This window comes from Winogradskyella sp., assembly GCF_025210595.1.
Classification (GTDB): domain Bacteria; phylum Bacteroidota; class Bacteroidia; order Flavobacteriales; family Flavobacteriaceae; genus Winogradskyella.
Window position 1 is genome coordinate 1 of sequence record NZ_JAOARH010000050.1, and the last position, 24,870, is coordinate 24,870.

Below are 24,870 nucleotides of genomic sequence, written 5' to 3' on the forward strand. Positions count from 1 at the left end.
AATAATCATAGAAGAAAGTTAATTCTATAATTATTAAATTAAAAAGCCAATGACCTCTCTAATTAAATTTTAGAAAGCAAAATAAGTTAGAGAGTGAGGCTTTCTTTTGTCTCGTAATTTTTAAAACCATAAATATGAAATTCGAAAAAACCATATTATATATCATTTTAGGAATCGTTTTAATGAATTTTTTTAACCGACAGTGTAGTACTGCACCACAAAAGGAATCACCTAAAATATCCATCGTTAAAGACACGGTTTGGCAAACTAAAACAGACACGTTTAAAATTCAGATCACGAGCTATAAAACAGTTTATGTAGATACCACAGATGTTTCTAAAATTTTCAAAAACACAAACAAGAACATTATTCAAAACCGTTACACCGAAGCAAAAGCGTATAGAGATACCTTAAGTAATGATGATATCGATGTGTTTAGTTATAGTTTGGTTAAGGGTAAGCTTTTAGACAGTGAAATCTCATACAAGCTCAAAGTCCCTCGAGAGATTACAACAACCAAAACCATTGAACACCCAAAAACCTATCGAAGTGGTCTATACCTATTCTCTGAAGTAGGAGGAAACATAACCCAGTTTAACAATATTAGTCTTGGTCTTCAGTACAATCAAAAAAGTAAGTGGTTTGTGAGCTATAGATTAAATCTCAACACCATACAGCAGCCAACACACAATGTAGGTGTGGGCTATAGGCTATTCAAGTGACAAAAATCATATTTTAACCTTTTTATTTAGAGTATCTTACAAAGACTAACCAAATTTCAGATTTGTAATTATGGGACGTTTAGATATAAGACAACTTAAAAGCCCTAAAGAAAAAGCATTATACATTCATCATCTTATAAAAGATCTTGAGACCTTAGATATAATGCTTAAAGAGGATTTGATTGAAAAAGAGCCCATAAGAATTGGCGCAGAACAAGAGTTTTGTGTAACAACCAATCAGTTTTTTCCAAATAATAATAACATTGAGGTTTTAGAAGCTATTAATGATAGTCATTTTACTACTGAAATCGGAAAATATAACTTAGAAATTAATTCAGATCCTTTAACCTTAGAAGGAGACTGTTTTTCTTTATTATATCAACAACTTAAAGAGTTATTTAAAAAAGCAGGAAAAGTAGCAAAAACAAAGGATTCTAAAGTTGTATTAACAGGAATTTTACCAACCTTAAGGCTAAAGCATATTGCAGAAAATTATTTAACAGATAGATCTAGATATCATGTCTTAAATAATTCTTTAAAATCATCGCGTAGAGAACATTTTAATATTCACATAAAAGGAGTAGATGAACTAAACTTAATTCACGATTGTGTAATGCTAGAGGCTTGTAATACTAGCTTTCAAATGCATTTGCAGATACATCCAAATGAATTTGTAGATAAGTATAATTGGGCACAAGCAATTTCGGGTCCTGTATTAAGCGTATGTGCTAATTCACCAATTTTATTTGGTAGAGAGTTATGGGCAGAAACAAGAATTGCAGTATTTACGCAAAGTATAGATACGAGAAGAAATTCATTTATTCATAAAGAAAAACAATCGCGAGTAAGCTTTGGAGCAGATTGGGAAAAAGGAACTGTAACAGATATTTTTAGAGATCATATTTCTAGGTTTAGAAGCTTGTTAACCTCTACTGAACATGATGATAGTTTAGAAAAATTAAACAAAGGAGAAATTCCAAAACTTAGAGCATTACAATTACATAATGGTACTGTTTATAAATGGAATCGTGTATGTTATGGTGTTGGAGGAGGAAAGCCACATTTAAGGATAGAATGTCGTTACATTCCTGCAGGACCAACATTAACCGATGAGATTGCTAATATGGTATTTTGGGTAGGTTTAATGTTAGGTCAGCCAGAATATTATAAAAACATTCATGATAAAATGGACTTTAAGGATATTAAAAAAAATTTCTTTAAAGCAGCACGTTATGGTATGGAAACCCAGTTTAGGTGGAATAATGAATTACTATCTGCTAAGGATTTAATTTTAAATGAATTTATACCAATAGCAAGAGAGGGTCTAAAAAAAGCTAACATTAGCACTAAGGATATTACAAAGTATTTAACCATTATTAAAAAACGAGTTCTATCTAATAATGGGTCGCAATGGATGGTGAATAATTATAGAAATCTTCAAAAGACCAAAACAAATTTTGAAGCGCTTCAAAACATAACAGCTTACATGTATAAGCATCAATTAGAAGAAAAAACCGTTGATGAATGGGATATTTTTAATCCAGACGATAATTTAAAGATAGATGTTAGTCGTATTGTAAAACATAATATGAACACCAAAATATTATTGGTAAATCAAAGTGACAGTTTAGAATTGGTAAGCAGTATAATGAAATGGAAAAATATACATCACCTACCAGTTATAAATAACAAAAAAGAGCTTACAGGTTTATTAACCTGGACAGATCTTATAAAACTTGGTAATAAAGATCTTCACCTTTGTGTTAAAGATGTTATGACCAAAGACTTAATTACAACATCTCAAGAAACACCTTTAAAAGAAGCTAAAAGTCTTATGGAATTAAACAACATAAATTGTCTACCTGTGGTTAGAAATAAAGAATTGTTGGGTATTTTAACTTCAAGTGATTTTTAAACTATGAAGATGAATTTACAAGAACATATAAAAACCTTAGAAGCCACAAATAGAATTTTTCACCATATAAAAGGAAAACATAATGGAGCAACAGTTGTTTTCTTTGCTGGTATACATGGCAATGAATTTGCTGGTGTAAAAGCCTTAAATACTATTTTACCTCAACTCAGTAAAGATGATATTAATGGAGAAGTTTTTGGCGTATATGGCAATATTAATGCACTTAAAGAAAATAAGCGCTATATAGATACAGATTTAAATCGTTTATGGACTTCACAACAATTAGAAGAATTACAAAAGGATAAAAGTTTTAATAACGAAGAGTTAGAGCAAAAAGAGTTGTTTAGCTTTATAAAAGGCCTATTAGTCTCTACAGACAACCCAATCTATTTTATAGATCTACACACTACATCGAGTAAAACACTGCCTTTTATCACCATTAATGATGCAATGATTAACCGTAAGTTTTCGGCTTGTTTTAATATTCCTGTGATTTTAGGTATTGAAGAATATTTAGAAGGCCCTCTTTTAAGCTATTTAAACACCTTGGGTTATGTGTCTCTTGGTTTTGAATCTGGCCAGCATACAGATCCTCAAGCCGTCAAAAGTTGTGAGGCTTTCGTTTATTTAGCTCTAAATCACACAAGAAATTTAAAAAATCCAAATTATGAAGTATCTGAACGTTATAATAATGAATTAACAACCGCTTCAAAATCTGTGAATTCAATTTTTGAAGTTGTATACAAGCATCATATAAAACCTAATGAAGATTTTAAAATGTCTGAAGGTTTTGTAAGTTTTCAATCTATAGAAAAAGGTACTTTACTTGCTCATTCTAACGGAAATCCAATTTATTCAAAATATGCTGCAAAATTGTTTATGCCGCTGTATCAAAAATCTGGTAGAGATGGATATTTTATTATAAAACACATTCCAAGATTCTTTTTAAAGCTTTCAGAACTACTAAGAAAAGCAAAGGCAGATCATTTATTAACTTTTTTACCAGGTATTACATGGCATAATAAAGCAGAAGGTATTTTAAAAGCCAACTTAACCGTAGCCCGATTTTTAACAAAGTCTATATTTCATTTATTTGGCTACAGAAATAAGCAAATAGACCAAACACATTTATTGCTTTATAATAGAGAACGTGTAGCTAAAAAAACGATGTATAAGAACGAAAAATGGTATTAAAACCCTATATTCTAATATTCTACCCAATAAATATCATAAAGGTGAATTAAGGTTTTTACAAAATAAAAAAATAGCCATATTGAAAGAACAAGTGTTTACACTTAACCCTATATTTGTTCATTATAAATCTTAAAGATGAGTTTAGAAAAATCACTTCAACAAAGAAGTAATAATACTTGTGAATTATGTGGAAATGAAGATAACCTTTCCATTTACAAAGTCCCAGAGGTAAAAGATTTAGCACTATATGCTTGTAATGTTTGTACAACGCAAATGGAAGATAGCGATAGCATTGATATAAATCACTGGAGATGCCTTAATGATAGTATGTGGAGTGAGCATAATGCTGTAAAAATAATGGCGTGGAGAATGTTACACAGGATTGATGCAGACTGGACACAAGATTTATTAGGTATGATGTATATTGAAGATGATGTGTTAGAACTTGCAAAAGTTTCAGGAGATGGTGATGACGATGAGAATAAGATTATACATCGTGATGTTAATGGAGTAATATTAGAACATGGTGATGCTGTTGTACTTATTAAAGATTTAAAAGTAAAAGGATCTAGTATGGTAGCAAAGCAAGGTACAGCAGTAAGAAATATACGATTAGACCATGAAAATGCAGAATATATTGAAGGTAAGGTAGATGGTCAACAAATTGTAATTATAACACAGTATGTAAAGAAAATATAGCTTGCTATAAATTAATTAAAAAAATATCGAGGACTTAAATCCTCGATATTTTTTTAATTAATTTTAAATTTCAATCACAATACATAAGTAAGCTATATTGAGTTTTTATTTGAATTCTTTTTATTAAAGATATTAATCATAAAATTCTTTTAAGAGCTCAGATGTTTTAGCAGTACTGTCTTTAACCATTCCTTTTGGTGTTTTTTGCATCTTTAACTCATCTTCATCGTACACGCCTATATAACGTTTATAGTTGTCGTTTTTTAATATGTCATCTAAACAAATATCAATTTTGGAATAAACCTTATTTTTTTCTTTATCACTTAGCTTTCTTAGGTTCCAAGCTTCAAGAAGGATAAGTATTTTATCACCTTTTATTCTATAAAAATAGCCTACATCTTCTTTACCTAATTTTAATGTTTCAGGATCTAAACATTGATACAAAGCATAACTTATAGGCTCATTCTCTTCAGTAGGATATAATTCAGAATTTAGAAGATCTTTTTTAAGTGCTTTAACCCATCTTGGTTTTGGTATTTCGGGTTCGTAATAATAATCACTATTACTATCTTCACTAGATTCTCCCATAGTTTCATCTTGTTGATAATCATAATCGTTATAGGAATCCTCATATGTTTTAGCATAGATAATACCATAGATTGTAAGACAAACAAATAAAATTGTTACAGCAACTAAAACAAAACAGCCTAGGTTTAGCCATCTGGCTTTTTTAGGAGGATTTTCTACAAAAACGTTTTGAATAGCCATTTGGTTTTCAGAGGATAGATCTTGTAAGTGATACGTTTTTTTACAATGAGCACACTCTACAACAATGGCTTTTCCTGTTGAAACAATAGGAATCCAAAACACATGAAAATAGTTACCGTATAGACTAGCAATAAATGTGTTTTCATTATTGCAATGCTCGCAAGTTGTATTAGCATTTACTTTACGAGATTCTATACGAGCAGATCTTAACCCGAAAAAAACAATCATAAGTTTATTCTACAGTATAAATATTATTTTCTCGTTTTACATCTGCCATCTTTTTTGAAGCATCAATTTCTACAGATTTTACGTCTTTTTTAGTATTAAAAGTATAAGTTGGCATTGCCCAAGCCCAATCTCCAATAATAGTAGCTGAGGTTGGCTTTTCGCCACGCATCATTTGTAGTGGAATATAAAACGCTTCTGTAGTTCCGTCGGTATAAGTAACTGAAAGATCTATAGGCATTGGCATTAATCCTACACGCTCTAAGGTTATAGTTTTACCTTCAACAGATTTAACACCATAATCAATAGTATTTGTAGTTTGTGCAAAGTCTATAAAATACCAATCGAGTTCAAAATCTGTAATTCGTTCAGCAGTTCTAATAATATCCATAGGCTTAGGATGTTTAAATGCAAAATCTTCAAAATATTTTTTAATAGTTTTTTTAAGATTTTCTTCACCAATAACATAGCTTAATTGCGCTATAAAAACAGCACCTTTATTATAAGCTGCTGCTCCGTAAACTTGATTGTATGTGTAACGATCTGCATGCGTTGTTAATGGTTGCTCGTAACCAGAATTAGCTAAACCAATGTAGCCTTTGTAGAGATAAGAAAGTGGATTATCATTTTTACTGCTACCAAACTCATTTTCAGCTAATGTAGAGATGTAAGTTGTAAATCCTTCATCTACCCATTCGTGTTTAGCTTCATTTGTTGCTAATAAAAACTGAAACCAAGTGTGAGCCAATTCGTGTGCAGTTACACCTAATAGGCTTCCGTATTTGCGTTGTCCTGTAATTAAAGTACACATGGCATATTCCATACCGCCATCACCACCTTGTATTACAGAGTATTGGTCGTATGGATACTCACCAATATTTTCATTAAAATAAGTGATTAATTTTGCAGTATCTGGTTGCAATTTCTTCCAGTTTTCTAGGTATTTAGGTTCTAGATCTTTTTTGTAATAGAAATGTAGGGTTGGTCCATTAGGCATTTCTAAAGTATCATGAATAAAGTCTGGATCAGCTGCCCAAGTAAAGTCATGTACATTTGGTGCTTTAAAGTGTAGGGTTTTCTTCCCTTTTTTTGCTTTAGTTTCACTTTGCACATAACCAGTACCACCAACAACATAATCTTTATCTATAGTTAGTTTTACATCAAAATCTCCCCAAACACCATGAAATTCTCTAGCAATATATGGGTCTGCATGCCAACCTTCATCATCGTATTCGGCTAATTTAGGATACCATTGTGTCATAGATAGCGCAACACCTTCTTTATTATTTCTACCAGATCTACGAATTTGAACTGGAACCTGAGCATCAAAATCCATATCAAAAGTGACACTTTCACCTGGTTGAATAGGACTATCTAGCTTTACTTCTAAAACAGTACCAACAGTCTCATGAGAAATAGTTGTGCCATTTTGTTTTAAAGAATTCACCTTTATATAACCAATTTCATTAGGTTGAAGCTTGCTAATGCGATCACCAATTTTAGGACTTGGATCTGCTATGGTTCTAGAACGTACATCCATTTCACTTCCAGGTTGAAAAGCATTAAAATACAAATGATAATAAACTCGATTAAGGACATCTGGTGAGTTGTTGGTATATATCAATTTCTGTTTTCCTTTGTACTGAAATGTATTAACATCCATGTCAATCTCCATAGTATAATTAACATGTTGCTGCCAATAACCTGATGTGTGTGTGTATTGAGGATTTGTTTTGTTTTCTGATGGTTTTTCAGTTGCCTTACACGATAGGGTAATAATAAAAACCGTAAGGTAAAAAAGTGTTTTTTTCATTTAAGAATGTATTTTAAAAGTAAAAAGGTAACTATTCTGTATGAAATAATGAATAGTTACCTTATGATAATAAAAAACCGTTAAGGCTTATTTTATTTTTGAAGCCATGATTAATGCATTGAAAGCATTGACAATTTTTCCAGATTTAGATAAATCTGAAAAAGGCTTTACGTTGTTAGCATCTCCACCTACAACTACTTTAGTAGTTAAAGGTAAACCAGATTCAACGATAACTTGCTTAACTTGAGCAGCTGTTAATTTAGGGTATTGTGAACGCACTAAAGCAGCAACACCAGCAACACCAGGAGCAGCCATAGAGGTACCACTAATCGCTTGGTATTCATTTTCTGGGAATGTAGAGTATATCTGAGATCCAGGTGCAAAAACATCAACGTTTTTATTTCCGTAGTTAGAAAAACCAGACACCATTTTAGAGCCGTATTTAGAGGTTAAAGAACCTACTCTGATGTAAGTATTAGAAACTTCAACAAAATTTACATTATCATCTGGGAAATTTGGTTCAACATCAATATTGTTGCTATCGTTTCCTGCTGCATGTACAAATACCACATCGTTATCTGAAGCGTATTTTATAGCATCTCTTACCCAATCAGAATGTGGTGAAAATGATTTACCAAAACTTCCATTAATAACTTTTGCTCCATTATCTACTGCATAACGAATAGATAGTGCCACATCTTTATCGTACTCATCTCCATTAGGTACTACACGTATTGCCATAATCTCTACATTATTAGCAACACCATTTGCACCTAAACCATTATTACGTTCTGCTGCAATAATACCAGCAACGTGTGTACCATGAGATTCAGATTTTTTAACGTGTTTTACATTACCATTTCCGTAGCCAGTATCAGATAAGTCATTGATATCATCCTTAGTAGTTCTACCAGAAAAATTAATATTGTAATAATAGTTTAAACGTTCGTTGATAGACTCTAAAGCATTATTGATTTCTTTTTTCGCTTCTGTCATAGATGTAATGCCATTACCATACATATATTGAGCTACTCCAACAGCTTCTTTTACGGCTTCGTCTTCAGATTTTATAGCATTAACATCTTCTTTTGTGTAATCTTTTTTACCTGTAGCCTTTGCTAAGGTTTCATCAGCTGAAACAACACGTTGATAAATTTGATCGTATTGTGTTTTACGACCCATCCATTTTTTGTGTTCCTCTGCTTGTAAATCTACTGCTTCTTGATATCTAGGGTTTGAGGTATCTTTTGCAGCAATCATACGTACATATTCTAACTGCTCATCGTAAGCATCGCCTAAGAAATTCCAACCATGAATATCATCTATGTAACCATTTTTATCATCATCTATACCATTGTTTGGTATTTCGTCTTTATTGGTCCAGATGACGTCGTCTAAATCTTCGTGGTCAATATCAATACCACTATCAATAACGGCAACAATTACTTTGGTTCCTTTTTTTCCTTTAATAATTTCAGAATAAGCTCTATCTACTGCCATTCCTGGAATTGTATCTCTTTCTAAATCTAAATGACCCCAATTTTTCTTCTCTGCCTCCGTCAATTCAGAAACTTTTAAAGGTGAGGTGTCAATATTTTCTGCAGGAGTAGATATAATATCTGCAGTACTTCCACAGCCTACAAATAAGCTAGCTGTTAGTCCTAAATAAACAAGGGGTTTATAATTCATTTTCATCATATAAAGTATTCAATAGTTTTTAATTAAATATATCGTTACACGAAAAGGTTTCATTTAAACGAACACCTTTTTCGGTATGTTTTACGGTTATAATCTCATTATGCGCATCGTGCTCTAAAAAGAGATAAAAGTTATTGTCTGCTGCCATATTTAAAAACAATTCTTTCTCGTCTAAGGTTAATAAAGGTCTTGTATCATAACCCATAACAAAAGGTAATGGTAAATGGCCAGCTGTTGGTAATAAATCTGCCATAAAACAAATGGTTTTACCATTATAATTTATCATTGGAACCATTTGTTTGTCGGTGTGTCCATCAGCATAAAATATATCAAATCCTAACTTAGAGTTTTTTAAAATTTTATTTTCTGGAAGTGCTGTAAACTTTAAATGTCCACTTTCTTCCATAGGTAAAATGTTTTCTTTTAAAAACGAAGCTTTCTCTCTTCGGTTTGGCTCTGTTGCCCATTTCCAATGCGCTTCATTACTCCAAAAGTTAGCATTCTTAAAAGCAGGCTCGTAACCTGTTTTGTCTTTATTCCATTGAATGCTACCACCACAATGATCAAAATGTAAATGTGTCATAAACACATCGGTTATATCATCTCTATAAAAGCCATGCATCGCTAGTGATTTATCTATAGTATCATCTCCCCAAAGAAAATAATAGCCATAAAATTTATCACTTTGTTTATCTCCCATTCCTGTATCGACTAAAATTAATCGATTACCATCTTCAATAAGCAAACAACGTGCCGCAATATCAATCATATTATTGTTGTCTGCAGGATTAGTGCGTTGCCACAATGATTTTGGTACAACACCAAACATTGCTCCACCATCTAGCTTAAAGTTTCCAGCATTTATAGGATATAATTTCACACGTTTAAATTTAGGTTAACTACTCTTGATATTTAATCATTTTATTTCTTGTAGGTGATTATATTGGTCTTACCAAACCTTTAATAAGAGGTTCACCTATTTAATTTTTGCAAGATATGATAATTTAATAGATATAGACTATTGTTCACCTAACCTGTTTCTTTATAAAGAAGTATTTATTAGTTTTTTATGCCATAATACTTACAGTAGAAAATTGAGAAATAACATTCTTTAAGCGTTTGCCAAAATCTAAAAGAACTTTAATTTCTTTAGTACTAGCCAAACGTTCTTTACTAAACACAATAAGAGAAGTTCCATTAGATTCTATGTGATAGTATGGGTTGCTTTCTAAAAAGTGAATAATATCACTGTTAAAAAAAGCACTTATCTCAGCTTCATTTTCTCCTAATAAATAAAAGCGTTTATTAAAATCTGAATGTTCTTGTAAAGGAATGTCCTTAAAACCAGCAAAAGCATACATTTTTTCTAAAAACCCTTCTTTGTCTAATGTAAATTCTGGAATTTGATCTTGAAGCGTTATATGCATCATCGTATTTCTTACGGTTTCTTTTGCAATAAACTCACCTTCAGAAAACTCAATATCAAAAATTGAAAGGGTATTGTTTTTTGAAGATAATTTGTTATAAATATGATGAATAGATTTGGTTCTAAAGAAATGAAACTTATCTAAAAAATGAGTTTCTTTTTCTTTTTTAAAATCATAATTTAAATCATAATTTCTAGCTAATTCTTCAATGTTATTTTGGCGTTTTGTGAGTCCGTTTTTAATGATATTTGGAACAGGAAGCATACGTCTTAAAGCAAAAGGATGCTCAGATTTAGTATCGTGTAAATCTAAACCTACCACATCAAAATGGCCATCTCTTTTAGTAAAAAGCTCTGTGTAATTGTTTAGATTTTCCATTACAGTATGATCTACAAATTCGCACATTGAAAAATCAACAACAACATCACTGTTTTCTGGAATTGCATTAAGCTTCTCTTTAAGTTTATAGTAGTTTAAAAAGCTACAAAAATGTTTTACACTTACATAGTAAACTCCATTATCTTGCTCTCTAAACATAAGCACATTAGGCTTTAGTACATTTCTTAAAAATAGAGCTGCATTTTTAGTAATAATGATGTGCAATAAAAAGGTAGTTAAAACACCCGAAACAATACCTGTTATTAACCCAACTTTGAGTGTTACAAAAAGCGTTACAAAAAAGATAATTATCTGTTCTTTACCTATGGATAATATTTTCTTTATAGTTACAGGCGATGCAAGTCTGTATCCTGTAAATACTAAAATAGCCATTAAGGCTGGCAACGGAATTCTGGTTAGTTGCGAGCTAAAAAGCACAATAAAAATTACCAAAAAAGTAGCATGAAAAAAATTAGAAGATCTGTTACTACCATTGTTATTAACATTTACAGAGCTTCTGGCAATTACAGTAACTACATTCAGACCTCCTAAGAAACCACTTCCTACGGTTGCTAAACCAAGTGCCTTTAAATCTAAATTTACGTTAGATCGTCTTTTTTTTGGATCTAATTTATCTACTGCTTTAATGCTTAACAACGATTCTATACTGGCAATTAAAGTTAACGCTAATACACTAGACCAAAACGGAAACGAGCCTGTTTTACTAAAATCTACAGTTGGTAATTGCGCAATGATATCATTAAACTCTGGAATACCAGAAATCATGTATAGCTTATCTATAGGATTAGCTTCATGAGCCACTAACTCAAAATAATAACTAAAAGCTATCGATAGAATTACAATCCACATAGGTGCTGGTATAAACTGTAAATATTTATTCCTGATTTTTGGATAAAATATCATAATTGCTAAGCTTAAAACACCTGCGCCAGCAGCATAAATTAACCCTTCGTTGTTGTAATGAATAGCATCATTAATAGTGTATGGAATTTCTATAAGGTAATCTAAGGTGTCTTCGCGTTTTATCTTATGAGCCAACATAATATGAAACTGTTTTCCGAGTATTATAAGCCCAATAGCAGCTAACATACCTTGTATAGCCGAAGATGGAAAAAAGTCTGCTAATTTTCCTAATCGTAAAAACCCTAAAATAGCTAATAAAACACCAGAGCATATAATTGCTGCATATGCACTTTCTAAACCTAGTGTGGTAATGGCAACTAATAACACGCCAACCAATCCGTTTCCAGGTCCTGCTATAGTTACATGGCTACCTCCAAAAATAGAAACAACAATACCACCAACAACAGCAGCAATAATTCCAGCAATTGGAGGAGCTTCACTTGCCATAGCAAGCCCTAATCCTAAAGGCAAAGCAATAAGACTTACTACAAAACCAGAAAATATATTTTGTGGTAAAGCTTTAAAAAAGGTTTTTATGTTGCTATTTGTAGAACTCATTGAATAATTAAAACATCGGTTGGTAATTCTGTAAGTATATGTTCAATATCATGAGGAAAAAGGCGATCCCAAAATGTCATTTTGCTTGGCGCATTCATTACCAAAAGGTCTGCTCTTACAATTTGTGCATAATGCCCAATAGAATACCCTTTTTTACCAAAAATAGCCTGAGATTTAATGGCGACATCATTAGTGTATTGTTTCGGAATATTTTCTATAATATTTTTTACTCTCGAGTTTTCTCGTAAACGAATACGCTCTTTAGCAATATTAGCCTTTCTTAAAGATTTATCATCATCAATTTTTACAGCAAGTTCTTCTTGTGTAATTTCTTCTACTATAGTTATTTTATCAGAGCTTATGGCTTTGGCTACATAAAATGCTGAAGCAATTGTTTGTTCAGTTTTAGGATCTTTTAAGCCATTTACAACAATATGCTCACATGGTACTTGGTCTACAGATGGCTTAATGAGAAGCAGAACAGAACATTCAGCTTTACGAGTAATTTTTCGAGCAATAGACCCAACATAGTATTTTACAAAGTTTTCTCTTTGAAGTGCACCTAGTATTAAAAGATCTATTTGTTTTTCTTTTGAAATAGAAAGAATAACATCTACCGGATTTCCAGATTTAAATACAATTTCAAAATCCAGATTATCATTTATAAATGGTTCTAGAATAGTGTGAAATTTATCTTGTTTTTCTACAGAATTTTCACCTACATGTATTAAAACTAATTTTGCCTTAAAAGCAATAGATAATCTTGCAGCTTCATAGATATTAGCTCGTAGATTTGGAGAAAAAGTAACACCAATTCCTATGGTGCTGAAAGGCTTCAAAGACAATTTGTATGCTATTAGTTTAATTGTGAGCCGCGAAAGATAGTACTTTTTTAAAAATTTGATGTGTAATAAAGTTAAGACACGTTTAAAATCCTTAATATTTAGTATTTTCACAAAAAAAGAGAGCCAATGTTAGAGTTGTCAGGTATTATTATACTCGGAATATTAGCGCAATGGGTTGCTTGGAAATTTAAGATTCCAGCAATTTTACCATTAATACTTATAGGATTATTAGTTGGGCCAATTGCTGCAGAATTTTTAAGCGAAGATGGTACTAAGTGGATAGAACCCGTTTGGAACGAAGCACAAGGTAAAGGACTTTTTCCAGGAGAAGGTTTGTACTATTTTGTTTCACTTGCTATAAGTATCATTCTTTTTGAAGGTGGATTAACACTTAAAATGAGTGAAATAAAGAATGTAGGACCTGTGATTACAAAGTTAATTACACTTGGTTCTTTAGTTACTTTTTTTGCTGCAGCATTTGCTGTAAACTATTGTTTTGGTTTAGAGTGGGAATTAGCATTTTTGTTTTCTGCGCTTATCATTGTTACAGGACCTACTGTAATTACGCCAATTTTAAGAAATATTCCATTGAAACGCGATGTGTCGGCAGTTTTAAAATGGGAAGGGATTCTTATAGATCCTATAGGTGCTTTAGTGGCTGTATTGGTATTTGAATTTATTTTTGTTGGAGGTGGAGGCGGATTTACCAAAACCGCTTTAGTAGAGTTTGGTAAAATTATTCTTTTCGGTTCAACTTTTGGATTTGCATTTGCACATGCTTTAGATTTTTTGATTAACAAAAAATTGATTCCTCATTATTTAATGAATGTTTTTGCACTTGCTGCTGTACTTGGTGTTTTTGTACTATCAGATAGTTTTGCTCACGAATCGGGTTTGTTATCTGTAGTAATTATGGGTATGGTATTAGGTAATAAAAATGCGCCTTACCTTAAAGAGTTGCTTTATTTTAAAGAGTCTCTAAGCGTTTTACTAATCTCTGTACTGTTCATTTTGTTGTCAGCTAACATAGATATGGATAATTTAATGCTTCTGGCAAATTGGAAAACTTTGGCTTTATTTTCAATAGTTGTATTTATTATTAGACCATTGGGTGTTTTTTTAAGTACCTATAAGTCTTCTTTAAAACTTAATGAAAAATTATTTATTAGTTGGGTAGGACCAAGAGGTATTGTAGCTGCAGGTATTGCTTCATTATTTGGAAGTAAACTAATGGCTGAAAATGTGGTTGGTGCTGAGTACATAACACCATTAGTGTTTATGATTGTATTAGGTACAGTATTGCTTAATGCAACTACAGCAAGATTGTTTGCAAAAATTTCAGGTGTATTTTTAACAAAGTCAGAAGGTATTTTAATTATTGGAGCATCTAAAGTATCTCGTTTGGTTGCGCAATACCTTATAGATAATGGTAGGCATGTAGTTTTGGTAGACAGTAACCCAGATAATGTTAAAGCAGCGCAACTAGAGGGTATAGAGGCGCATACAGAAAATATATATTCTGATACACTTAAAGATAATGTTGAGTTTAACGACATAGGTTATTTAATAGCACTTACAGGAAATGCCGAAATTAATCGTTATGCTGTAGAAAAATTTAGTACTCAATTTGGTGAAAACGGATCGTTTAGATTGGCGTCTAAGTCTGAATTAGAAAATGGAGCATTATCTAACGAAAACGGCTTTTTTACCATGTCAGACGATTTTAATAACCTTATGGATGTTATAGAGGATTATCCTGATATACAAGAGATTTCCGTAAAAGATTTAGAATCTTATAATACCGCATTAGATAACATAAAAGCTAATAAAGCACAGGTTCCATTGTTTTTAAAAACAAGTAAAAATGTTATACATGTTATTCCTTCTTTAGATGACGATGTAGAAAAGGAAATTGATGCTAAGAGTAAATTGGTGTATTTAGGGCAGAAACTAGAAGTTGTTAACTAGTTGTATTTTTTTTGTTACAGCATTTGTAAATAGCTATGTTAGAAAACCTAAATTTAGACAAGGAAGCAAAGTCTCTAGAAAGTAAGCGCAAAAGACTTTACATTTTACACAAAGCCTATAAGATTTTTATTTTGCCTATTTTTCATATAGCAAAAGCATCTAGTGTTGTAATGCTTTTTGTGATATTAATTTTCCCTCCACTTTTAGTCTATCTTATCGTTTCGGGATCAGTCTGTATTTTAACAGGTATTATTCCGGCACCAAAGAAAATATATAGAAGTAATGTGAAGCAAAATGTTATGCAAAGCATTTTTGAATCCATAAACTCAAACTTAAAATATAGCCTCTACGATTTAAATATTGAAACGATAAAACAAAGTGGTTTATTTAATAAAAAGTTTATAAGAGATGCTAAATACATTGTGGGTGAAGATACCGTTTCGGGTTCAATAGATGATATTTCAATAACATTTACCGAAATAAAATTTTACAAAGATGTAATTAATTACTCAAAAACTGTGGGAGGTTGTTTGTTATCTATACTATTACTACCATTATTTATAATAAGAGGAATAATGACGACAACACAAGAGGATGATGACCTTCCTATTTTTGGCATTATAAGAGACGAAATTATTTTTTACAAAGGGCTTTTTATGTGTGCTGAATTTAAAAGTGAATTTAAAGGAAATTTTCTAATAATTCCTAATGAATACCTGAGTAAAATTAATAGATTTTCAAAAGAATCATTTGGCAATCCAATAAGTGAAGTTAAAGCAGCAAAAGCAGGATTAGCAAACAATTATAAGCTTTTTTGCACGGATGAAAGGCTTGAAAAGCAATTGTTAGATTCATCTATTATTTCAACATTAAACTCTATATACTTAAAAGGAAACATGAAGTCAGTGGTATCATTTATTGATGGAAAAATGCACATTACAGTTCCTAACAAAACAACCAATTTAAGTTTTACAATTGATAATAAAGTTACCGATTCTCGTTTTTTTATGCCTTACTTAAAAGCCTTTAATGCATTTGAAAACACTATAAAAGCAATTCAACAGCAAATTTAATAATGAATCACAGAATAGCTTAATCGTTTAGCTTTAAAACAGCCATAAATGCCTGTTGTGGAATTTCTACATTACCAACTTGGCGCATACGTTTTTTACCTTTTTTCTGCTTTTCAAGAAGTTTACGTTTACGCGAAATATCACCACCATAACACTTGGCTGTAACATCTTTACGAAGCGCTTTAATGGTTTCTCTAGCAATAATCTTTGCTCCAATAGCAGCTTGTACAGGAATATCAAACTGTTGTCTTGGTATAAGCTCTTTTAATTTTTCGGTCATCTTTTTACCAATAGTATAAGCATTATCTGTATGTACTAAAGCAGAAAGCGCATCTACAGTTTGAGCATTCAGTAAAATATCAACACGAACTAATTTAGAAGCTCGCATACCAATTGGCGAATAATCAAACGATGCATAACCTTTAGAAACGGTCTTTAATCTGTCATAAAAATCAAATACTATTTCAGCAAGAGGCATATCAAAACTAAGCTCAACACGTTCTGTGGTTAAATAGGTTTGATTGGTAATTTGACCACGTTTTTCTATACAAAGACTCATTACTGGTCCAACAAAATCAGATTTTGTAATGATTGTGGCTTTAATGTAAGGTTCTTCAACTCGGTTTAAAGTGGATGGCTCTGGTAAATCTGATGGATTGTTTACGATAACAATTTCATCTGGATTTTTATTGGTAAAGGCATGATAGCTAACGTTAGGTACTGTTGTAATAACAGTCATATCAAACTCACGTTCTAATCGCTCCTGAATAATTTCTAAATGTAACATTCCTAAGAATCCACAACGGAAACCAAATCCTAAAGCAGCAGAGCTCTCTGGTGCAAAAACTAATGATGCATCATTAAGTTGAAGCTTTTCCATAGAAGCACGAAGCTCTTCGTAATCTTCAGTATCAACAGGGTAAATACCAGCAAATACCATAGGTTTTACGTCTTCAAAACCATCGATTGCATTTGTAGTTGGTGTTTTAGCATCTGTAATGGTGTCACCAACTTTTACTTCGCGAGCGTCTTTAATTCCTGTAATTAAATAACCCACATCACCAGCTTTAATTTCTTGCTTTTTTACTTGAGTAAGTTTTAAAGTACCTACTTCATCAGCAAAATAGGTTTTACCAGTAGCAATAAACTTAATGTTTTGCCCTTTTTTAATAGAGCCATTGATTACTCTAAAGTAAGTTTCAACACCTCTAAAAGGATTGTAAACAGAGTCGAAAATTAAGGCTTGTAAAGGCTCGTCTAGATTACCTTCTGGCGCAGGAACACGTTCTATAATTGCAGATAAAATATCTTCAACACCTAAACCAGTTTTTCCACTGGCAGGAATAACTTCAGAAGGATCACACCCTAACAAGTCAACAATATCGTCTGTAACTTCTTCTGGATTAGCACTTGGTAAATCAATTTTGTTTAACACAGGAATTATTTCCAAGTCATTATCTAATGCCAGATATAGATTTGAAATAGTTTGTGCTTGTATACTTTGCGCAGCATCAACAATTAATAAAGCACCTTCACAAGCTGCAATAGAGCGAGAAACCTCATAAGAAAAATCTACGTGACCAGGAGTATCAATAAGGTTTAGAATATATTGTTCACCTTTATAGGTATATTCCATCTGTATAGCATGAGATTTAATGGTAATACCACGCTCACGCTCCAAATCCATATTGTCTAGAAGCTGGTCTTGTTTTTCTCTATCAGTAACAGAACCTGTAAAATCTAACAATCGGTCAGCGAGTGTACTCTTTCCGTGATCTATATGTGCAATAATGCAAAAATTGCGAATGTTCTTCATCTCTCTTTTTCTAAGGCAACATTAAGTATGCAAAAGTACATGAATTTTTAAGTTAATAAAACCATGTTATTTACACGCTGTTAGAAGATAGGTAATTGCTATTTGTTTTATTTGATCTTAAACGAGATTACTTAAAATATAGGTGTTAATTGTGATGTATAGAGTTAAGGAATATTTTTCTTTTTTTGATTTTGCAATTTATTTAATAAAAAAGGGTTGATTTATAGTGCTTTAACTTTTAATAAACTGTGGAAAAACCGCAACATAAATTAAAAAACTATTTTTATATTGCCGATTAAACCAAGCTTAAATGACTATTAACTTACGTTCTTGTATGAGCGCAATTCTTTTTGTGCTATCTCTAAATGCTTTTGCTCAGAATTTTTCCATTTTAGGTAAAGTGGTAGATGCTGGAAACACTCCTATAGAATTAGCCAATGTAATTCTTTTACAAGGTGAAGAAAAAAACTTTTTAATAGGAACTTCTACAGATGATAACGGATATTTTAACTTGGTTAATTTACCTGAAGACACGTATTTTATTAAAATAAGCTTTGTAGGCTTAGAAGACTTTGAACAGAAAATTATCCTTAACGGAAATCTAGATTTAAAAACCATAATATTAAAAGAAACATCAGAAAATTTAGATGAAGTTACTGTTGTTGCCAAAAAACCGACAATAACTCGTAAGCCAGACCGATTGGTGTTTAATGTTGAAAATACCGCTTTAGTAGAAGGTAGTACACTTGGAGTTTTAAAAAGCACACCAGGAGTTATAGTGAGCGAAGGCGCAATTAATATTAAAAGTGCACCGGCAGCAGTTTATATTAATAACCGCAAAGTTCAGTTAACATCAGAAGAGCTAATGCAACTTTTAGAAAGTGCGCCAGCCAATAGTATAAAATCTGTTGAGGTAATTACTAATCCACCAGCAAGTTTTGATGCAGATAGTGGTTCTGTTATTAATATTATAATGAGTAAAAACATTATAACAGGTTACAGAGGCACAGTATTTACAAATTACACGCAAGGCGTGTTTCCTAGATATAATGCAGGAACAAGTCATTATTTTAAAAATGATAAAATCAATATAAACTTAAATTATAGTTACACAAATAAGAAGATTAATAGAGACCAAGATGATGTGGTTAATTTTTTAGACAGTAATAATGAAATAGATCAAATATGGAAATCTAATGTTAACAGAAACACATGGTCTACTACGCACAACCTTAATCTTAATTTTGATTATTATATTGATGATAAAACTACATTAAGCTTTACCAGTACAGGCTTATTAATGCCTTATTTTAAATACAAAATAAAAAACCAAACAGATATTTTTGATGCTAATCAAAATTATGATTCAAGCTTTACTGCTGATAATTTATCTAGAGATGATAAGTTTAATCTTGGTACAGATATATTATTAAGACACGAATTTAGAAATAAGTCTAGCCTTACATTTAACACGCATTATACAGTTTACGACTATAAGCGCGACCAAAGTGTGTTTCAGGACGAGGTGTTAGATGCTGATGATTCAGAGTTTAATACTTTAGCTAATCAAGATACAAGAATCATTACAAGCAAAATTGATTACAGTATGCCAATTGATGATTATTCTGGCTTTGATGCAGGTATAAAATACTCTAATGTAAATACCGAAAGCGATATTACACGAGTAGATATTATAAATGATGAAGAAATCATAAATAGTGATAACTCAGATGCCTTTAATTATGATGAAAACGTATTAGCTGCTTATGCAAACTATAATTTGTCTTTGGGTAATTGGGATTTTAATTTAGGTGTAAGAGCCGAACAAACTAATATAAAAGGGGAATCTATCTCGCTAAATGAAGTAAATAAGCAAGATTATTTAAAATGGTTTCCTAACGCAAGTTTGTCTCATGAAATTTCTGATGATTTAGATGTTTATGGAAGTTATAAAAGAAGTATTGCTAGGCCAAGCTATACAGATTTAAATCCTTTTACATTTTTTCTAAATGAGAATACTCAAGTGCTTGGTAACCCTAACTTGGTTCCAACTTACAGAGACCATTACAAAATAGGTGTTAGTTTTTTAAAGCATTTTACAATAGAAGCTTATTATATAAATTATGATGGTGATATCGTAGAATTGCCAAGGCAAGATAATGAAACAAACATTATCGCTTTTACACCAACTAACTTAGATAAAAAAGTAGATTATGGCTTTGATTTTACTTTTGATTATTACCCTCTAGATAATTGGAATCTTAATTTCATTACTTCATTTTATAACTTTAAAGAGGAGGTTAATTTTGGAAACGATTTTGTAGAGTTAAACCAATGGTCTAACTATAGTGTTTTACAAAATAATGTTTCGTTCCTTGAAGATAAAAGTTTAAATGTAAACCTAACGCTTACTTGGGTTGGTAAAAACATACAGCAATTACAAACTGTAGAAAATCGATTGTTTTCAGAGTTAAGTATTACTAAATCTATTTTAAATAAAAGAGGAGTTATCTCTTTAGCAATAGATGATATATTTAATTTCCAAGATACAGATTCTTCTCTTAGATATTTAAATCAGTCAAGTTCTAGTTTTGTAGATAGTGATAACCGTTTTGTTAAAATAGGTTTCCGTTACAAATTTGGAAACACTAGGCTAAATACTAACGAACGCACAACAAGCGAAGAAAGTAGAGATAGATTAAAAGATTTAGATTAGATTTTAAATATGCTGAATATCTTTCTATATAAGGCGTTCAGCATATTAAATTATTAATCTTGCCATTCTGCAATAAATAAATTGGTGTCTCTTGTACCTCCATTATGTCGATTAGATGAAAAAATCAAGTGTTTACCATCATTAGAAAATACAGGGAAAGCTTCAAAAGTATTACCATGTGTTACTCGTTTCACATTTTTACCATCGATATCAATCATATAAAGGTTAAAAGGGAAGCCAATTTCACTTTCAAAATTTGAAGAAAATAAGACCTTTTCACCACTTGGGTGAAAAAACGGACTCCAATTGGCCTTACCTAAATGTGTTAACTGTCTCATATCGCTACCATCCGCATTACAAATAAATAATTCCATATCACTAGGTTCTACCAAACCTCGCGCTAATAAATCTTTGTATTCTTTTATTTCTTTTTCTGTTTTTGGACGAGAAGATCTAAAAATTAACTTAGTTCCATCTGGCGAAAAGAATGCTCCACCATCATAACCTAATTCATCAGTAATTTGTTTTACGTCAGTACCATCAAGATTCATGGTGTAAAGCTCTAGGTCACCACTTCTGGTAGAGGTAAAGACTATTTTATCACCTTTAGGAGAAACTGTAGGTTCTGCATCGTAACCATCCTCATGTGTTAATTGCTTTACAATATTACCTTCTAAATCAGCTATAAAAATGTCATAACTATCATAAATAGGCCAAATGTATTTTCCGTTTTCTTTAAGAGGAACTTCAGGGCATTTGTCATCGCTTAAATGTGTAGAGGCATAAATAACATGCTTATTGTCTGGTAGAAAATAAGAGCAGGTTGTACGTCCTTTCCCTGTACTTACCATAGGTGGTGCAATACTATCATTTAGTGTTTCATCAGCATTCATTAAAAACATCTGATCACAATTTACTCCCCATTTTTTGTTGTTAGATTGAAAAACAAGTTGTTTATCATCAAAACTCCAATATGCTTCAGCATTATCGCCACCAAAAGTAACTTGTCGTAAAGATTTAAAATTGGTTTCTTCAGGATAGATTAAAGAATCTGACATTTTTGTTGCACCTGAATATGCATCTGTGGTTGTAGAATCATTCTTTTCATTTTTACATGAAAAAATTGTAAGACAAATAGTAAAGATAACTGCTAATCTGTTCATAATAAATGGTTATTAATACCTAATTTTGCAAAAATAGTATTTAGTAATGAAAAAATTAGCGTTTTTATCTCTTTTAGTAAGTGTATTAGCTTGCAAAAATGAACCTACAAAATCAGGAAGCATAACAAAGGAAGATGCTACTTATAAAAATCAACCTACAACGACCATAAATAAAATAAAGGAAGATGTTGCTTATTTAGCAGATGATAAATTAGAAGGTCGCCAAACCGGAACTGATGGTGAAAAAAAAGCTTCAGAATATTTAGTAAAACGATTTAAAGAAATGGGCATTGAGCCAAAAGGAACAGAAGGCTATTTACAACCGTTTTCATTTAAACCCAAAACAGATCCGCATAAAGAAGTAGAGTTTACTACCAATGCAGATAGTACAATTACTGGAAATAACGTTATTGGATATATAAATAATAATGCCAAAACAACGATTGTAATTGGTGCACATTACGACCACTTAGGTTATGGAGGCGAAGGTTCTTTATACCGAGGAGAAGAAAAAGCAATTCACAATGGTGCAGATGATAATGCAAGTGGAGTTGCTATTATGCTTAACCTTGCTAGTCGTCTTAAAGTGAGAAATAATAATGCTGAAGTAAAAGACAAAAACAACTATTTGTTTATGTCTTTTTCTGGTGAAGAAATGGGCTTGTTAGGGTCTAATTACTTCTCAAAGAACCCAACGATAGACGCTGAATCTATTAATTATATGATTAATATGGACATGGTAGGTAGAATGAAGGCTGACAGTACACTTGCGGTTTATGGTGTTGGTACTTCACCTTTATTTAAGCAAACTATTAAGTCTAATAATGAAAAATTTAAACTTATAGAAAATGAAAGTGGAGTGGGACCAAGCGACCATACTTCTTTTTACCTTATTGATGTTCCGGTTTTACACTTTTTTACAGGGCAACACGAAGATTATCATAAGCCAAGCGATGATTTTGAAAAGTTGAATTATGAAGGTATGGATTTAATCTCTGATTACATTTATAATATTATCACAGACTTAGATGATAATGGTGAATTAGCTTTTAGAAAAACAAAAAACGAAAGTGAGGAAACACCACGTTTTAAAGTAGGTTTAGGAGTAGTACCAGATTATTTATATGATGGAAAGGGTATGCGAATAGATGGTACTAGAGAAGAAACACCAGCTTTTAATGCAGGATTACAAAAAGGGGATGTTGTTGTAAAATTAGGAGATAGTACCGTTACGGATATGATGAGTTACATGCGTGCTTTGTCTGTATTTAACAAAGGAGATAAAGCAGATATTACTGTAAAACGTGGAGAGGAAACTATTGAAACTAAAGTAAAGTTTTAGTGAGGATACAATATTTTCTAGTAGTTGTTTTAAGTTTTATTACAAACTATACTATTTCGCAATCTAGTATTGGGCACACAACGCTTAATATTGTAGACAGTTCTCGAAGCCGAACCATTATTACAGAAGTGTATTATCCTTCAGAAACTGTTGGCGATGATGTAGCAGTAGCAATTGGAAGTTATCCTGTTTTGGTTTTTGGACATGGTTTTGCGATGACTTGGCAAGCTTACGATAATTTTATCAATCAATTAGTGCCACAAGGTTATATTATTTGCTTCCCTATAACAGAAATGTCATTATCACCCAATCATCAAGATTTTGGTTTAGATTTAAAATTCGTCGCTACAGAAATGCAAGCTTTAAATTTAAATAATAACTCAATCTTTTATAATGCAATTGCACCAAAAACAGCATTAATGGGGCATTCTATGGGAGGTGGCGCAAGTTTTTTGGCTGCTGAAAATAATACTAACATACAAGCTGTTGTAAATTTTGCAGCTGCAGAAACTAATCCTTCAGCAATAGCAGCAGCTATAAATGTAACTGTACCAACATTGTTGTTTTCGGGTAGTGACGATTGTGTAACTCCACAAGATCAGAATCAGAATCTTATGTTTAGTAATGCTGCATCAGTATGTAAAACACTAATTAGCATTAATGAAGGAATACACTGTTATTTTGCTAATAATAATTTTAATTGTGAGTTTGGTGAAGGGTTTTGTAATTCATCAATAAATATTGATAGAGAAACCCAACAAAGTATTACATTTAGTTTTCTAACACCTTGGCTTAACTATATTTTAAAAGATAACGAAACGGATGGAGAAACCTTTACAAATGCTTTAGAAACTTCAGCAAGTGTAAACTATACTCAAACCTGTGAAGAGTTATCTGTAGAGAATATTGCATTTAATGTTGGAATAGAAATTTTTCCAAATCCAACACAAGGTTTTTTGAATTATAATATAGCTTCAAATATTTCTGATGGTATAATTAAAATATACAATGTTAGAGGAGAGCTTCTTAATCAGTATTCTATTAATCAAACAAGAGGAGTGTTAGATTTGAAGCAATACGATAAAGGTATTTATGTACTCACTTATACAAATAGATTTACTACATACAATTCTAAAATAGTTAAGTATTAATGCTTTAGATTGTCAGGTGTTTTATACTTATATTCGTTTTTAGTGTATATGTGTCTAATTTAATCTAGGGAATAAAAAAATGAAAATCTCGTCAGTAGCAACCATAACCAAGATACACCTTATCATTTCGGTTGTAGTTGTTTTTCCTGCTGCTTTTATTTATGGTTTTAATCTAGGTGAGTTTTTAAATCTTAACCTTAATACTATTGATGAGTATAATTTTAATAAAGCCATAATGGGCTTATACATTGCTTTTTCAATGTTATGGGTTTCAGGAATTTTAAGAAGAAACCATCTAAAAGCAGCTCTTATTTCTAATATGCTATTTATGCTAGGTTTAGGATTTGGAAGAATTATTAGCATAACATTAGATGGCGTGCCTTCTGTGGCATATGTGGTAGCTACAGTTGGCGAATTGTGTTTAGGATTATATGGCTTATGGGTATTAAATAGTAAATACCTTAAAAAGTCTTAG

18 protein-coding genes are annotated in these 24,870 nt (G+C 31.6%); 10 read left to right on the forward strand and 8 right to left on the reverse strand.

What is annotated here, in order from left to right; translation table 11 throughout:
* Positions 1–134 precede the first annotated feature (134 nt).
* The 4 genes from N4A42_RS05595 (at position 135) to N4A42_RS05610 (ending at position 4,530) form a co-directional block, all read left to right on the forward strand.
* A complete protein-coding gene (locus N4A42_RS05595; protein ID WP_294071117.1) occupies positions 135–722 on the forward strand; it encodes a hypothetical protein in 588 nt (195 codons plus the stop codon).
* A gap of 70 nt (positions 723–792) precedes the next feature.
* Positions 793–2,637: a CBS domain-containing protein gene (locus N4A42_RS05600; RefSeq protein ID WP_294071119.1), complete on the forward strand. Its 1,845-nt coding sequence runs from the start codon at positions 793–795 to the stop codon at positions 2,635–2,637.
* A gap of 3 nt (positions 2,638–2,640) precedes the next feature.
* Positions 2,641–3,831, forward strand: coding sequence for a succinylglutamate desuccinylase/aspartoacylase family protein (locus tag N4A42_RS05605; RefSeq protein ID WP_294071121.1), 1,191 nt, complete (start codon positions 2,641–2,643; stop codon positions 3,829–3,831).
* 135 nt (positions 3,832–3,966) lie between these two features.
* Entirely contained in the window at positions 3,967–4,530 is a 564-nt protein-coding gene (locus N4A42_RS05610) for an alkylphosphonate utilization protein (protein ID WP_294071124.1), read from the forward strand.
* Between the two features lie 132 nt (positions 4,531–4,662).
* Here the strand turns inward: N4A42_RS05610 and N4A42_RS05615 are convergent, their stop codons facing one another.
* From N4A42_RS05615 to N4A42_RS05640, 6 genes are all read right to left on the reverse strand, one after another.
* Complete coding sequence (locus N4A42_RS05615; RefSeq protein ID WP_294071126.1) at positions 4,663–5,526, reverse strand: hypothetical protein; 864 nt, start codon at positions 5,524–5,526, stop codon at positions 4,663–4,665.
* A gap of 4 nt (positions 5,527–5,530) precedes the next feature.
* Positions 5,531–7,336, reverse strand: a complete 1,806-nt coding sequence (locus N4A42_RS05620; RefSeq protein WP_294071128.1) for a M1 family metallopeptidase — start codon at positions 7,334–7,336, stop codon at positions 5,531–5,533.
* An 87-nt stretch (positions 7,337–7,423) separates the two neighbouring features.
* Positions 7,424–9,031: a S8 family peptidase gene (locus N4A42_RS05625; RefSeq protein WP_294071258.1), complete on the reverse strand. Its 1,608-nt coding sequence runs from the start codon at positions 9,029–9,031 to the stop codon at positions 7,424–7,426.
* 22 nt (positions 9,032–9,053) lie between these two features.
* Complete coding sequence (locus N4A42_RS05630) at positions 9,054–9,914, reverse strand: MBL fold metallo-hydrolase (RefSeq protein ID WP_294071131.1); 861 nt, start codon at positions 9,912–9,914, stop codon at positions 9,054–9,056.
* Positions 9,915–10,101: 187 nt separating this feature from the next.
* The gene (locus N4A42_RS05635; protein ID WP_294071133.1) at positions 10,102–12,321 is read right to left on the reverse strand and encodes a SulP family inorganic anion transporter; all 2,220 of its coding nucleotides are present in this window, start codon (positions 12,319–12,321) and stop codon (positions 10,102–10,104) included.
* Complete coding sequence (locus tag N4A42_RS05640; RefSeq protein WP_294071135.1) at positions 12,318–13,166, reverse strand: universal stress protein; 849 nt, start codon at positions 13,164–13,166, stop codon at positions 12,318–12,320. Before N4A42_RS05640 ends, N4A42_RS05635 begins: the two co-directional genes overlap by 4 nt.
* Before the next feature lie 126 nt (positions 13,167–13,292).
* Between N4A42_RS05640 and N4A42_RS05645 the strand changes: the two genes are divergently transcribed.
* Both N4A42_RS05645 and N4A42_RS05650 read left to right on the forward strand, forming a co-directional pair.
* Positions 13,293–15,134 carry a sodium:proton antiporter gene (locus N4A42_RS05645; RefSeq protein ID WP_294071138.1) on the forward strand — a complete coding sequence of 614 codons (1,842 nt, stop codon included), beginning with the start codon at positions 13,293–13,295 and terminating at the stop codon, positions 15,132–15,134.
* Between the two features lie 35 nt (positions 15,135–15,169).
* Complete coding sequence (locus tag N4A42_RS05650; RefSeq protein WP_294071140.1) at positions 15,170–16,207, forward strand: DUF3137 domain-containing protein; 1,038 nt, start codon at positions 15,170–15,172, stop codon at positions 16,205–16,207.
* Between the two features lie 19 nt (positions 16,208–16,226).
* Here N4A42_RS05650 and lepA read toward each other — a convergent pair whose 3' ends face one another.
* Complete coding sequence (lepA, locus tag N4A42_RS05655; RefSeq protein ID WP_294071142.1) at positions 16,227–18,023, reverse strand: translation elongation factor 4; 1,797 nt, start codon at positions 18,021–18,023, stop codon at positions 16,227–16,229.
* A gap of 310 nt (positions 18,024–18,333) precedes the next feature.
* Between lepA and N4A42_RS05660 the strand changes: the two genes are divergently transcribed.
* Positions 18,334–20,739, forward strand: coding sequence for an outer membrane beta-barrel family protein (locus N4A42_RS05660; protein WP_294071145.1), 2,406 nt, complete (start codon positions 18,334–18,336; stop codon positions 20,737–20,739).
* A 53-nt stretch (positions 20,740–20,792) separates the two neighbouring features.
* Here N4A42_RS05660 and N4A42_RS05665 read toward each other — a convergent pair whose 3' ends face one another.
* Positions 20,793–21,902, reverse strand: a complete 1,110-nt coding sequence (locus tag N4A42_RS05665) for a hypothetical protein (RefSeq protein ID WP_294071148.1) — start codon at positions 21,900–21,902, stop codon at positions 20,793–20,795.
* A 46-nt stretch (positions 21,903–21,948) separates the two neighbouring features.
* Between N4A42_RS05665 and N4A42_RS05670 the strand changes: the two genes are divergently transcribed.
* The 3 genes from N4A42_RS05670 (at position 21,949) to N4A42_RS05680 (ending at position 24,870) form a co-directional block, all read left to right on the forward strand.
* The gene (locus tag N4A42_RS05670) at positions 21,949–23,244 is read left to right on the forward strand and encodes a M28 family peptidase (RefSeq protein WP_294071151.1); all 1,296 of its coding nucleotides are present in this window, start codon (positions 21,949–21,951) and stop codon (positions 23,242–23,244) included.
* Positions 23,244–24,395: a T9SS type A sorting domain-containing protein gene (locus N4A42_RS05675; protein WP_294071154.1), complete on the forward strand. Its 1,152-nt coding sequence runs from the start codon at positions 23,244–23,246 to the stop codon at positions 24,393–24,395. The genes N4A42_RS05670 and N4A42_RS05675 overlap by 1 nt, the downstream gene beginning before the upstream one ends.
* Before the next feature lie 79 nt (positions 24,396–24,474).
* Positions 24,475–24,870: a DUF4345 domain-containing protein gene (locus tag N4A42_RS05680; RefSeq protein ID WP_294071157.1), complete on the forward strand. Its 396-nt coding sequence runs from the start codon at positions 24,475–24,477 to the stop codon at positions 24,868–24,870.